Origin of the sequence: Paenibacillus amylolyticus (genome assembly GCF_050990605.1) — a bacterium.
GTDB lineage: Bacteria > Bacillota > Bacilli > Paenibacillales > Paenibacillaceae > Paenibacillus > Paenibacillus amylolyticus_H.
This window is the reverse complement of record NZ_CP158832.1, coordinates 5804349-5817743: the sequence shown is the minus strand read 5'-3', so window position 1 is coordinate 5817743 and position 13395 is coordinate 5804349. Positions and strand designations below refer to the sequence as shown.

The window sequence follows — 13395 nt, the reverse complement described above, 5'->3', positions numbered from 1 at the left end:
TCATGAGAATTACGAATAATATGCTCAGTTCACAGTTGATAATGAACCTTAATCGAAATGCTCAACAAATGAACAATACTCAGACGCAACTTGCTACAGGACGAAAAATTAATAAACCTTCGGATGACCCTGTAGGGATTACTTACTCCCTTCGATATCGTGCAGAATTATCGTCAAATGAGCAGTATCAGAAAAATGTGGATAGTACCATCTCCTGGCTAGATTTTAATGATACTGTTCTGGATCAGGCAGGAAGTGTTGTCCAACGGTTAAGAGAGTTGACGGTACAAGCTTCTACCGGAACAAATCCGCAGTCTGCTCTCGATAGTATTAATGAGGAAGTGAAGCAACTTAAGGAGCAACTTATAGATATTTCAAATAGTAAGCTCAACGGTAAATATATTTTTAACGGAGAGACTTATGATATCAAACCATATGATTTTCCCAGAAATGCAGATGGGACACTTGACACAACAAATGCAGATGCGATTGTCACAGATAAAGGTAAAATCAATTTTATTGTTGGAGAAAGTGTGCAATTACCCATTAATACTACGGGGAATGAAGTGTTTGGTGATTCAACAGAACCTGACAACCTTTTTGTTATTTTGAACACCATTATGCAGGCGCTGACGGATGGTGATCAGCAAGAGTTGTCCAATCAACTTGATAACATAGACAGTCGTACAGACAAAGTGTTAGCAATTCGTTCTGAGATCGGTGCCAAGACCAATCGTGTTGAGCTTATGATGGGACGTTTGGATGACCTTGGTGTCAATCTCAGTGAACTGCAAGCTAAAGTGGAAGATGCGGACTATGCTGAACTGTCAATAAAGTCAAAGATTCAGGAGAATATATACAATGCTTCTTTATCAACAGGAGCTAAGATCATTTCTCCATCTTTGGTGGACTTCTTGAGATAAAGGGAGTGGTTACATTTGAGGACCCTTCCCATCGTTCAAATTAAAACAACACCTACTGTGTTGCATATTGATGCTGATCTAGGTCAACAATCCATTCGCCAGCCTAAGGCTGAGCTTCAAATGAGCACGACACCTGCTAAATTCATAGTGGAGAGTCATCCGATTAAACTAGATGTGGATCAAAGTAAAGCATTTGCGGCGTATAATGGTGGTAGTATGTTTGAAATGAATTCTAGGATATACTCAGGATTTCAGCAGCAATTTTTGCGAAATATGGCTGAGCGAGTTGAGCAAGGAAATCAATTAGCTGCCATTCATAGGCCGGGTAATACGATAGCGAATATTGTTGGTACAAATTGGCAGTCAAAACCTTTTCCAGAGACTAGAGCACCAGCATCTTATGACAATGTTGATATAAGAATTGAGACTAGGGCTCCAGACGTTCGCTTTGAGTCGGCTGTATCCAATTTAAACGTCATAGTGAACAGGCCGGAGATTGAATATCAACGAGGTAAGTTGGACATTTACGTTAAGCAGTATGCTTCTATACAGTTTACTCCACCTGCTATAGATATAGGACTATAAAGGTTATAATGGGCTATAGACGGTTATGTTCGGCATCCGCTATAGCTTTTTTTTGTACAAAACTGTTGCCAAGGGGGCGTTTGTTATTTTAATTAGAACCAGTATGTTAGGTGAAATCGATGTACCTCTAGAGGATGTATATCATTTTGAAAAGGGATTGCCTGGATTTGAGCGGGAAACTGACTTTGCCTTAATTCCATGGGAGGGAACCCCTTTCAGCTATCTTCAATCCATAAATGAATCAGAAATTTCTTTTTTAATCGTTAGTCCGTTTGAGTTCAAGACAGACTATAGTTTTGAGTTGAGTAATGAGGACAAAGATGAGCTGAAGCTTGAAGATAAGGTAGCTGTATATGCGATTGTGACTATTCAGTCGGAAACAGTAAAATCAACTATGAATTTGTTGGCACCGCTTGTAATGAATCCTGTTACTCTAAAAGGCAAACAAGTCGTGCTTCACCAATCCGGATATGAAACCAGACATCGGATCTGGTCAAATAACCTGCAATCGGTGAAAGGCGGAGATTAAATATGCTAGTACTGTCACGAAAAAAAGGAGAATCAATTATTATTCAGGATAATATTGAGGTGACTGTGCTTGCTGTGGATGGCGACACCGTGAGGATCGGAATCTCGGCACCTAACCATGTGGATATCTTTCGCCAAGAACTGTACGTTTCTATTCAGGAAGCCAATCGTGAATCTACAGCACCGCCTGTGTCCGATGTAGAAGCCTTTATGCAGTTTGTGCGTGATACTAAAGAGAAAGATAAATAAAGAATATTCCAGTCTACTATAACAGTTTTTGAATATCTGACGATATATAGTATAGATGTTGTTTCAGGAGGGCGGCCGACCTTAATGTTGCGACGTTTACCACAAGGATGTGGAACTAACTTATTTCAGGGAGGAAACACTCAATGATTATCAACCACAATATTGCTGCGATGAACACTCATCGTCAACTGAACACCAACACAACAAACACGAACAAAGCGATCGAAAAATTGTCTTCCGGTCTGCGGATCAACCGCGCTGGTGACGATGCTGCAGGATTGGCAATTTCCGAAAAAATGCGTGGACAAATCCGCGGTTTGGATATGGCTTCTAAAAATGCTCAAGATGGTATCTCTTTGATTCAGACAGCTGAAGGTGCATTGAACGAAACACACAGCATTCTGCAACGTGTGCGTGAATTGTCTGTTCAATCTGCGAATGATACGAACACAGATGCAGACCGTGCTGAGCTTCAAAAAGAAGTTACGCAACTGACTGCTGAAATTGATCGGATCTCGACAACAACTGAATTCAATACGAAGAAATTGTTGGATGGGGCTGGTGCAAGTGCTGTAGTATTCCATATCGGAGCTAACACAGGCCAAAGCATTACATTAAATGTTGGTAACATGGGATCCGCTTCCCTGGGGGTTTCAACAGTTGCTATTGGTACTCAATCAGGTGCGAATGCTGCGATCTCTACTTTGGACGCTGCAATCGCATCCGTATCTGCTGAGCGTTCCAAATTGGGTGCAAACCAAAACCGTTTGGAGCACACCATCAACAACTTGGGAACGACTTCTGAGAACCTGTCTGCTGCGGAATCCCGTGTTCGTGACGTAGATATGGCGAAAGAAATGATGAACCAAACGAAAAACAACATCCTTGCACAAGCTTCCCAAGCGATGTTGGCACAAGCCAATCAACAGCCACAAGCTGTACTGCAATTGCTTCGTTAATCTTTACAGAAGAACCTTTGGACTTCCAAGGGTTCTTTTTTTTGTTCCAATTATCTTAGATTTCAAAAAAGCCCCAGTCGTTATGGATTAAAAAAATAAAATAAAATAATTCATTTCACTATAAAAAGTATTGATGTTTCTGTCGATATATAGAGTAAGATGTTGCCCGATAAGGTAAGTCAGCCTTAGAGACGTAACGTTTACCACAAGGATGTGGAACTAACTTATTTCAGGGAGGAAACACTCAATGATTATCAACCACAATATTGCTGCGATGAACACCCATCGTCAACTGAACACCAACACAACAAACACAAACAAAGCGATTGAAAAATTGTCTTCCGGTCTGCGGATCAACCGCGCTGGTGACGATGCTGCAGGATTGGCAATTTCCGAAAAAATGCGTGGACAAATCCGCGGTTTGGATATGGCTTCTAAAAATGCTCAAGATGGTATTTCTTTGATTCAGACAGCTGAAGGTGCATTGAACGAAACACACAGCATTCTGCAACGTGTACGTGAATTGTCTGTTCAATCTGCGAATGATACGAACACAGATGCAGACCGTGCTGAGCTTCAAAAAGAAGTTACACAACTGACAGCTGAAATTGATCGGATCTCGACAACAACTGAATTCAATACGAAGAAATTGTTGGATGGTGCTGGTGCAAGTGCTGTAGTATTCCATATCGGAGCTAACACAGGCCAAAGCATTACATTAAATGTTGGTAACATGGGATCCGCTTCCCTGGGGGTTTCAACAGTTGCTATTGGTACTCAATCAGGTGCGAATGCTGCGATCTCTACTTTGGACGCTGCAATCGCATCCGTATCTGCTGAACGTTCCAAATTGGGTGCAAACCAAAACCGTTTGGAGCACACCATCAACAACTTGGGAACGACTTCTGAGAACCTGTCTGCTGCGGAATCCCGTGTTCGTGACGTAGATATGGCGAAAGAAATGATGAACCAAACGAAAAACAACATCCTTGCACAAGCTTCTCAAGCGATGTTGGCACAAGCCAATCAACAGCCACAAGCTGTACTGCAATTGCTTCGTTAATCTTTACAGAAGAACCTTTGGACTTCCAAGGGTTCTTTTTTTTGTTCCAATTATCTTAGATTTCAAAAAAGCCCCAGTCGTTATGGATTAAAAAAATAAAATAAAATAATTCATTTCACTATAAAAAGTATTGATGTTTCTGTCGATATATAGAGTAAGATGTTGCACTGATAAGGTAAGCCAGCCTTAAAGTCGTAGCGTTTACCACAAGGATGTGGAACTAACTTATTTCAGGGAGGAAACACTCAATGATTATTAACCACAATATTGCTGCAATGAACACTCATCGTCAACTGAACACCAACACAACAAACACGAACAAAGCGATCGAAAAATTGTCTTCCGGACTGCGGATCAACCGCGCTGGTGACGATGCTGCAGGACTAGCAATCTCTGAGAAAATGCGCGGACAAATCCGCGGTCTGGATATGGCTTCCAAGAACGCGCAAGACGGCATCTCTTTGATTCAAACAGCTGAAGGCGCATTGAACGAAACACACAGCATTCTGCAACGTATGCGTGAATTGTCTGTTCAATCGGCGAATGATACAAACACTAACGCTGATCGTACAGAACTTCAAAAAGAAGTTACAGAATTGACTGCTGAGATTAACCGTATTTCGACAACAACTGAATTCAATACGAAGAAATTGTTGGATGGTGCTGGTGCAAGTGCTGTAGTATTCCATATCGGAGCTAACACAGGCCAAAGCATTACGTTGAATATTGGCAACATGGGAGCAGGTTCCCTAGGCGTTGGTGCAGGATCAGTAAGTATTGCATCTCAAACAGGTGCGAACGCTGCGATCGCTACTTTGGATGCAGCTATCGCATCCGTATCTGCTGAGCGTTCCAAATTGGGTGCAAACCAAAACCGTTTGGAGCACACCATCAACAACTTGGGAACGACTTCTGAGAACCTGTCTGCTGCGGAATCCCGTGTTCGTGACGTAGATATGGCGAAAGAAATGATGAACCAAACGAAAAACAACATCCTTGCACAAGCTTCTCAAGCGATGTTGGCACAAGCCAATCAACAGCCACAAGCTGTACTGCAATTGCTTCGTTAATCTTACACGAAGAGCCATCGAGGATTATCTCGGTGGTTTTTTTGTTTGATGATTATACGGATTAGACAAGGAATTATTTACTTGTTATAATGCCTCAAGAATTCTAAATATTGTAGATACTTTTACCGATATACATAGGTATGGATATGATTCGTAAATGCGAAATGAGAGGGAATACATGTCGAAAACTATTGCGTTATGCATGATTGTTAAAAATGAAGAGCAATTTCTTAGAAGATGTTTGGATAGTGTAAAAGATAAAGTTGATCAGATAGTCATTGTTGATACAGGTTCCACTGATAATACACTTTCAATCGCCAAAGAGTACACAACTGATATTTTTCAAATGGAGTGGACCAATGATTTCTCAGCGGCTCGTAATGAGTCGATATGTCATGCGAACACAGATTACATTCTTGTGCTGGACGCAGACGAATATCTGGAACAGACTACGAATTTGGCTGAGGTGATACAGTCTGGAGCAGATTACTATTTCACGAGAATATTTAACTTAATGTCAGGCGATCGTGGGATGACTCATCTAGCTATTCGTATTTTTATGAATAAAATAGGTCTGCGTTATCAGAATCGCCTCCACGAACATTTGAATACAAGGGAACAAGAAGATCAGTTAGTAGCAGGTTATTCCAATCTGACCATTATGCATACCGGTTACATCGACGAGATAATGGAAGGCAGGGGAAAGGCTCAAAGGAATTTGGCTCTTATGTTAGTAGAAGTAAAGGAAAATCCCTCTGTCTATAATTTATTCAATATGGGTAGAACCTATATGTGGCTTGGTGAACATGAAAAGGCCATTCAATATCTGCAAAAGGCATATCCATTAAGTAAGAATCTCACGATTGCCTCAGAGTTGATTGCATCTTTATGCAGGAGCCTTGGTGAACTAAAGAGATATGATGAGGCGCTTACGGTTCTGGAACAAGCTGTGGATTTATACCCACTCGAAGTTGATTTGTTTCATCTGCAAGCACTGTACTATATGGAAATTGGATATCATAAAGATGCTTTGGCGTGTATGAACAGATGTTTGGAGATTGGAGACCAAGGTATTTCGTTTACAGAAGGAAATGGCACGTACATCGCACATTTAAGGCTTGCAGAGTGGCATACAACACAAAATGAATATAACAAGGCGTATGAACATATTACAGAAGCGATCAGGTTTAAAGCAGATTTTTTACCCGTGATTGGAAAGTATTTTGAAATTGTAGAAAAAGCAGGTCTTTCTCTGGAAGAGATGTTTACAAACGCTAATGATATATTTTCAATAAACAACAGTAGAATGCTGGAAAAAATACTAGAGGCACTTTATCAACTGAGACATCCACTATTACAGAGATATCTAACTTTGTATGAGGTAACGGTCCAGAAGCATGTCATGGCTGTTGCAAGTCAATACGCCAAGGATTACAGCCAAGCCCGAGAGCAGTGGCTAGTACTACCCGAGCAAGAAGAGCAAAATGGAGTAGATATACTGTTGTTAGCAATACTTCTTAAAGACGAGGTATTATTCAAGAAGGCTGGCCCATTACTTAATCTAAGTGAAAAAGAAAAGAAATTTTTAGCCATAGTTGTAAGGAATGAAGCGATCGATAAGTTAAGTTTAACAACTTATACAGAATGTATTTTAGAGAGAGTGTTAGTTCATTTGATTCGTTTACAAGAGTTCGAAGTAATGGAAACTATACTTGGCTATATGTGGCATGGACACGTTGAAATTAAGATTAAAGTGTGTCAGCATCTGGCGGATTATGGTTTCGGTGAAATTGCTATTGATCTATTACTGGAGCTGTTCAAGCTTCATCCAAGAAACAAAAATATTATAGAGATATTAGGTGATGTGTGCTATAGATCGAATTATCTGCAGGATGCGCAGCTCTTTTACAGTGAGTTACTTGAATTATATGATAATTACAGTTCACATGAACGAATGTATAATGTATATCTTAAATCCAATGATGAGACAGAAACGAATGCTTTATTAACTGTAATAAGCGAGAAGTTTAAACTGTGTTTATGGGTAAGATAGATTTTAAAATGTAATAAGAAGCTGTAAGGGAATTAGTTTTTTGAGAGTGATACCTAAACAGAGTTTAACAAATTAAGGGAGTCGACTATGGGTAATCTATCAGCTAAAACAAAACCACGTCTTGTAGCTCTGTGGCCCGAATGTGAAAATGTTCATCTGACGAAGGATCTTGGAATGATTCCGTTTATTTTGTATAAGTACCATGACTATAATTCATCAATAGCCTGTTACAAAATGGAGGAGTTCCCTTATTTAGATAATGAAGTTAAAGGACTTGGCGTTGAACGTATTGAAAATACAGGCGATATTTTGCGGGATGGGGACGAGTACCTCATTAAAAATGCGAATAATATCGATATATTATTCTTAATGGGGATCTACTCGTTTACATTAAGCTGGATTAATGTATATAAAACTTTTAATCCGAATGGAAAAATATATCTTAAGTTGGATGCAAACCTTTATTGGATGAACAGCATGGATATGACGAAAGACGTTTTAGAAATATTGGATAAATGCGACTTGATTAGCGTAGAGAGTAGCAGATTACATCATTATCTTAATCAAAAATGGCCATTGAAAATTGAATTAATACCTAACGGGTATTACAACTTTAATGAAAGTAATGATGTTGCTTTTGAAGAAAAAGAGAATGTAATTCTAACAGTCGGAAGAATTGGAACTTTTCAAAAAGCAAATGATGTTCTTTTGAAAGCTTTTAAGTTAGTGAATGAGGAAATACCTGATTGGAGAATTAAAATTATAGGGAACATGGAAGAGACATTTATGGAGTACCTACAAAGTTATTTTTCAGAAAATCCTACTTTGATGAAAAAGGTAGAATTACCTGGCTCAATCAATGATAGATTTGAGTTAGAAAAGGAATACAGAAAAGCTAAAGTGTTCTGTTTAACCTCGAGATGGGAAGGATTCCCTCTTGTTTTTACAGAGGCGGCTAGAGCTGGATGTTATGTGATTTCAACTGACATTGATCCTGCTTATGACATTACTTGCTGTGGCAAACTGGGGAGCCTTTTTCCGATTGATGACGTAGAAAAGCTAGCAGAAACACTATTAGAAGTATGCAAAGATTCAGGACAAATTGAAAAAGTGTGCTGTGAGATTCAAGAAGTCTCTAAAAGGAATTTTGATTGGGTCACTATTGGCAATAAGATTGATCGATTATTACATTTGAACTAAGTGGAGGAACTTTTGTGATTGAAATATCATTGCAAGAAAATACAGTGAAACTGACTAACACATATACCAATGAGTCTGAAGTTGTTTTAGATTTGGGGGTAAAACATAATAACTACACTACATTGAGCTCCCAAAGATTGTATCAGGAATATACCAGTATGATAAACAACTATGAGGTTATTAAGAAATACACTTATGGCGAAACAACACTGCTTGATATTGTGGCAATTACAAGTCTTGTTTTCAATGAACTAATGAATGGTAAACACACTAATATAAGAGCGTTAGAAGTGGGCAGCTGGTTTGGTTGTTCTAGCTATTTTTTCGCTAACAGTTTAAAGACGTTTTCAGAGAATAATATACTTTTTTGTATGGATACATGGAATGGTAGTCCAGATACGATGAGTCACAGCATAGCTAATTATGAAAATGCATTTGAACATTTTAAAAGTGTAATGCGATATGCAGGGGTCTACGAAAATATAAAACCAATAGTTTGTGACTCCACGATAGGGATGGATATTCTACAAGAAAACTTCTTCGATATTATTTTTGTAGACGCTAACCACACTTACGATTATGTATATCAAGATATTATTAAAGGAATCAAAAAAATTAAAGTAGGCGGACTCTTGATAGGTCATGATTGTGAATGCTATGCGGATGAGTTACCTCCTCATCTTTTACATGGAGACAATAAGCATTTGGATGGTATTGAGGGATACCATACAGGGGTTATCAAAGCTCTGGATGATATTTTTGGTCGAGATTATAGCCGCTTTAATGCTAGCCTAGTTTGGTACAAAAGAATAACTCAAGAAGATAAAGATATGATAATTCAATTGGAAAAGAAATCGAGTATTTCTTATCAGAGAACGGATGAATTGGTTAAAGCTATAAAAGACTCTATACAATTTATATACAATAGTAGTTTGGATGAAAAAACGGAAACAACCCAGATTCTTCTTACTGATCTGGTTCAAGTTGCTCAAGAGCTTGAGAATACAATGGCTGAAATTAGTGGGAAAATTAATAATAAGAGTATTAAGCTTAAAGCTAATTTGCTAAAAAGTGCTTTGATAGATTACCAGATTACGTATGAGAATGATTTCCCACAAGCTCTCATGGTATTAGAATCAAGTGTTATTGAAAGTTTTAATGACTTTTGGAAATGTTATTCAGAACTTGATGGAAGCCATGTTGAATAAAGTAGCCGGGAGGTGAAGTGGAAGAATGAAAGTCGTTATTTTAGCAGGTGGAAGAGGTACTCGGATAAGTGAAGAGTCTCATTTGAAGCCTAAACCCATGATTGAAATTGGAGATGCACCAATACTATGGCACATTATGAAAACTTATTCTTCCTTCGGATATCATGAATTTATTATATGTCTAGGATACAAGGGGTACATTATTAAAGAGTACTTTGCAAATTACTATCGACACATGTCTGAAGCAATTACGTATGATTTCTCTTCAGGATTGGATGCCACAGTAAGTGTTCATCGAAATTCAGTTGAACCCTGGAAAGTTACATTGGTGGATACAGGGTTAAATTCCATGACTGGCAGCAGAATTAAGAGAATTGAACCATATGTGGGAAATCATCCATTTATGCTAACATATGGAGATGGTTTAGCTGATATTAATATTGAGCAGTTGGTGAAAAGTCATAGTGAAAGTGGGAAGCTAGCCACGATTACAGGCGTACAACCAGATGGCAGGTTTGGACGACTCGAACTGGACGGTAATTCGGTCACTGGCTTCACAGAGAAGGTAAAGGGAGATGGCGGTTGGATCAATGGTGGTTTTATGGTCTGCCAACCACAAGTTTTTAGTTATATTGAAGATTTTGAAAGTACGATTTTAGAGCAAGAGCCGTTACAAAATTTAGCAAAAGATGAACAACTTAATGTCTATAAACACGAAGGTTTTTGGCAGCCAATGGATACTCTCCGTGAAAAAATTATATTGGATGAGCTTTGGCATGGACATAAAGCGCCTTGGAAGGTTTGGACAGATTAGAATATATACAGATAATGGAGGGTATATGTTTAAGACTTCGATGACTGAAGATGAGTTACAAAAGTATGTTATTCATCAATTAAATAATTTCTATCCAGACAACCGGTTATCGAATAAAGAATATATATTCAAAGGGGCAATAAGTGAAGCGCTTGAACGCACGCATGTTTGTTTCAAGCATGTTTCACTACCAGCGTATCATCGCGATGGGACAACGTATTTTTCTCATTTGCACTCCGATCAATATACCGTCTTTTTATGGTTTTTATCTAATACGATATGGAGAAGATTCAAAGATGCTGAAATAGCTGCTAAGTTGTTTAATCTAAATAAGGCGCTGAACGGTTTTCTGTGTATGTATGATGCAGAGTTACCTGATATTTTTCTTGTTTTACATGGGAACGGAGTAGTGTTGGGCAAGGCTTCTTATAGTAACTTCTTCGTATGTTATCAGGGATGTACTGTGGGAGCTATAGAGGGCCGATACCCTAAACTAGGTCGTGGTGTTGCTTTAGCTCCTAACTCAACAGTAATTGGTGAATGTAATGTGGGGAATTTAGTCACTATAGGGAATCAAGCACTCCTCAGAAATACAGATCTGAGTGATGGTTCATTGTACTACCGTCATATAGACACAGGTAGGCATATAAATCAATCAACAGACACTCCTTGGGCACAGACATTTTATAATGTACCTATTTCATGACATGGAGATGAATCCTGACAGTGAAAACAATTTTAATTAGTGGTGCAAATGGTTACATTGGTCTTCACATGGCCACGTTACTTGAAAGTTTGAACTACAGAGTACTTAAAGCTACCAGAGATTCGCACGGAGATCTCCTGATGGATTTTACTGATCCGGATAAGGTAGCTGAAATTAAATACAGCGATATTGATGTGATGATACATCTGGTTTCACCTAGCGATAACATGTACTCAGAATCAAATCATGAAGCTATAATTGACAATACTGCTAAGGTTCGTGCAGCACTAACTTTCTGTGAGAATAATAAAATACCTAGTTTCATATATGTATCAAGCTTTCATGTTTTCGGAGTATCCCAAGGTGAATTAACAGAAGATTCTCCTCCCATGCCAATTAATAGTTATGGGCTTGCACATTATGAGGCTGAACGAACAGTAATTAGGTTTAATAGAACAAATGGAGTTAGAACTTGGATAGTTCGACCGTCCAATGTTTTTGGTGTACCTAAGGATTTAGCTAAATTCAAAAGATGGAATCTCATACCTTTTGCATTTTGTGAAGAAGCAGTAAATAATCATGAAATTATACTACGTACTTCAGGGAAACAACTTCGTAACTTCGTAGGTGTTACTGATCTTTGTCGAAAAATAGCTTGGATTATTAGAGAGAAACCATCTTATGAAATTTTACATGCTTATGGTGAAGAAACGATGAGTGTTCTGAATTATGCGTATCTTGTTCAGAAAGTTTCGCAAGAAAAATTCAATATGCCCGTGCAAATTATTCATCCCGAAGTGGAAGAAGAGGTAGTTCATTTTCAATTTACAAGCTCAAATGATTGTCCAGAATTGTATCCTACGGAGAGCTTGGAAATATTCGTATATGAAATGCTGGGAGAGCTCCTTAAGCGCTCATCAGAAAGGAAATATTAGACATGATATGTTGTATATGTGGACAAGTCTGTCATTTTGAAGAAAAATATAACGGTGCTCCACACAGTGTGATGCTTGATTATGATACGGAACAAGTTCAGGTGCGCGATATTGACATTTATCACTGTAATTCATGTGGACACACTCAGATTCCGTCTCATATAAATGAAAGCTACTATGAAGAATATTCGATGGGCTCTTTTTGGGGTGCGAGTTTTAAAAGTGTTCGAGAGCAACAAGTTGAACGTTTATCTTTACTTGCTCCATCAAATAATAAATTCCTTGATATTGGATGTGGTGTTGGACACTATCTTGAGTTGGCTCAGAAGTACTTCATAGAAATTCAGGGTGTGGAACCTTCTAGTTCTAGTGTTCTAATTGCTCGGGAAAAGGGCTTCAATGTGACTCATGATTTTTTCCATCAAGGATTAAGTTTTGACTCGGGATTCGATGTAATAACTTTAATAGAAGTTTTGGAACATCTTGAAGATCCGCTAGAGATGATAAAGCAAGCAGCGACACATCTAAAAGAAAATGGTGTGATGTTGGTTGAAGTACCTAACGGACAACGAATTTTTGAGAAAAAATTGTATAATAATCTTTGTACTGACCACATCCAATATTTTTCAGTAACCAGTCTATCAGCAATGGCCTGTCGTGCTGGATTGAGTGTTGTATGTGTGCAGGAATCAGCAGATCCTAATTTACTGGAAATTTATATGAGAAAGGTGCCGAAGTCTCTAGTGGATTTTAGCACGAAGCGGCAAAAGGATATTAAAAGAATCGTCTCTCAACTCTCTCCGAATTCTAAGGTTGCAGGTTGGGGCGCAGGAGCGGAAGCCACTTGTTTTTTGGCAATGTTAAGGAATGAAACCCAGATACAATGTCTCTTTGATAGTGACAACGCCAAGCATGGACATTATCTTTCACGCATTCTCATTAAAAAACCTACATCTGAAGCGGTCTCTGAATTCAATACTATTATTATTTTTGCTAATGCACATATAAATCAAATACAAACTCAGCTTAAACAACTTGGATTTTCTGGGGAAATAATCACATTCAAATAATAAAATCATCAATCTAAGTAATAGAAAGTTAG

14 protein-coding genes are annotated in these 13395 nt (G+C 38.4%); all 14 read left to right on the top strand.

Features of this window, described 5'->3' with window-relative positions; all coding sequences use genetic code 11:
* Positions 1-2: 2 nt before the first annotated feature.
* On the top strand, positions 3-923 hold the full coding sequence (gene flgL / locus ABTV53_RS25605; protein WP_433747812.1) for a flagellar hook-associated protein FlgL: 921 nt from the start codon (positions 3-5) through the stop codon (positions 921-923).
* A 15-nt stretch (positions 924-938) separates the two neighbouring features.
* Positions 939-1508: a DUF6470 family protein gene (locus ABTV53_RS25600; protein WP_433747810.1), complete on the top strand. Its 570-nt coding sequence runs from the start codon at positions 939-941 to the stop codon at positions 1506-1508.
* A 25-nt stretch (positions 1509-1533) separates the two neighbouring features.
* Positions 1534-2037 (top strand): flagellar assembly protein FliW, encoded by a 504-nt coding sequence (gene fliW, locus ABTV53_RS25595; protein WP_433747808.1) that lies wholly within the window; start codon positions 1534-1536, stop codon positions 2035-2037.
* Between the two features lie 2 nt (positions 2038-2039).
* On the top strand, positions 2040-2285 hold the full coding sequence (csrA, locus tag ABTV53_RS25590) for a carbon storage regulator CsrA (RefSeq protein WP_433747806.1): 246 nt from the start codon (positions 2040-2042) through the stop codon (positions 2283-2285).
* 143 nt (positions 2286-2428) lie between these two features.
* Positions 2429-3244, top strand: coding sequence for a flagellin (locus ABTV53_RS25585; RefSeq protein WP_433747803.1), 816 nt, complete (start codon positions 2429-2431; stop codon positions 3242-3244).
* Between the two features lie 247 nt (positions 3245-3491).
* Complete coding sequence (locus ABTV53_RS25580) at positions 3492-4307, top strand: flagellin (protein ID WP_433747803.1); 816 nt, start codon at positions 3492-3494, stop codon at positions 4305-4307.
* A gap of 248 nt (positions 4308-4555) precedes the next feature.
* Complete coding sequence (gene hag / locus ABTV53_RS25575; RefSeq protein ID WP_433747800.1) at positions 4556-5377, top strand: flagellin Hag; 822 nt, start codon at positions 4556-4558, stop codon at positions 5375-5377.
* 178 nt (positions 5378-5555) lie between these two features.
* The gene (locus tag ABTV53_RS25570) at positions 5556-7430 is read left to right on the top strand and encodes a glycosyltransferase (RefSeq protein WP_433747798.1); all 1875 of its coding nucleotides are present in this window, start codon (positions 5556-5558) and stop codon (positions 7428-7430) included.
* An 87-nt stretch (positions 7431-7517) separates the two neighbouring features.
* Positions 7518-8630, top strand: a complete 1113-nt coding sequence (locus ABTV53_RS25565; RefSeq protein WP_433747796.1) for a glycosyltransferase — start codon at positions 7518-7520, stop codon at positions 8628-8630.
* A 14-nt stretch (positions 8631-8644) separates the two neighbouring features.
* Positions 8645-9838, top strand: coding sequence for a class I SAM-dependent methyltransferase (locus ABTV53_RS25560; protein WP_433747793.1), 1194 nt, complete (start codon positions 8645-8647; stop codon positions 9836-9838).
* 25 nt (positions 9839-9863) lie between these two features.
* Positions 9864-10652: a glucose-1-phosphate cytidylyltransferase gene (gene rfbF, locus ABTV53_RS25555; RefSeq protein WP_433747790.1), complete on the top strand. Its 789-nt coding sequence runs from the start codon at positions 9864-9866 to the stop codon at positions 10650-10652.
* Positions 10615-11358: a hypothetical protein gene (locus tag ABTV53_RS25550; protein WP_433754372.1), complete on the top strand. Its 744-nt coding sequence runs from the start codon at positions 10615-10617 to the stop codon at positions 11356-11358. Before rfbF ends, ABTV53_RS25550 begins: the two co-directional genes overlap by 38 nt.
* A gap of 20 nt (positions 11359-11378) precedes the next feature.
* The gene (locus ABTV53_RS25545) at positions 11379-12293 is read left to right on the top strand and encodes an NAD-dependent epimerase/dehydratase family protein (protein WP_433747787.1); all 915 of its coding nucleotides are present in this window, start codon (positions 11379-11381) and stop codon (positions 12291-12293) included.
* 2 nt (positions 12294-12295) lie between these two features.
* Positions 12296-13363: a class I SAM-dependent methyltransferase gene (locus tag ABTV53_RS25540; protein ID WP_433747784.1), complete on the top strand. Its 1068-nt coding sequence runs from the start codon at positions 12296-12298 to the stop codon at positions 13361-13363.
* Positions 13364-13395 lie beyond the last annotated feature (32 nt).

What these genes read in the sequence shown, in the direction of transcription:
- hag (WP_433747800.1), top strand. Translation starts at nt 4,556, where the DNA reads ATGATTATTAACCACAATATTGCTGCAATGAACACTCATCGTCAACTG.
- fliW (WP_433747808.1), top strand. Translation starts at nt 1,534, where the DNA reads ATGTTCGGCATCCGCTATAGCTTTTTTTTGTACAAAACTGTTGCCAAG.
- rfbF (WP_433747790.1), top strand. Translation starts at nt 9,864, where the DNA reads ATGAAAGTCGTTATTTTAGCAGGTGGAAGAGGTACTCGGATAAGTGAA.
- ABTV53_RS25580 (WP_433747803.1), top strand. Translation starts at nt 3,492, where the DNA reads ATGATTATCAACCACAATATTGCTGCGATGAACACCCATCGTCAACTG.
- ABTV53_RS25570 (WP_433747798.1), top strand. Translation starts at nt 5,556, where the DNA reads ATGTCGAAAACTATTGCGTTATGCATGATTGTTAAAAATGAAGAGCAA.
- ABTV53_RS25540 (WP_433747784.1), top strand. Translation starts at nt 12,296, where the DNA reads ATGATATGTTGTATATGTGGACAAGTCTGTCATTTTGAAGAAAAATAT.
- flgL (WP_433747812.1), top strand. Translation starts at nt 3, where the DNA reads ATGAGAATTACGAATAATATGCTCAGTTCACAGTTGATAATGAACCTT.
- ABTV53_RS25550 (WP_433754372.1), top strand. Translation starts at nt 10,615, where the DNA reads ATGGACATAAAGCGCCTTGGAAGGTTTGGACAGATTAGAATATATACA.
- ABTV53_RS25565 (WP_433747796.1), top strand. Translation starts at nt 7,518, where the DNA reads ATGGGTAATCTATCAGCTAAAACAAAACCACGTCTTGTAGCTCTGTGG.
- ABTV53_RS25585 (WP_433747803.1), top strand. Translation starts at nt 2,429, where the DNA reads ATGATTATCAACCACAATATTGCTGCGATGAACACTCATCGTCAACTG.
- csrA (WP_433747806.1), top strand. Translation starts at nt 2,040, where the DNA reads ATGCTAGTACTGTCACGAAAAAAAGGAGAATCAATTATTATTCAGGAT.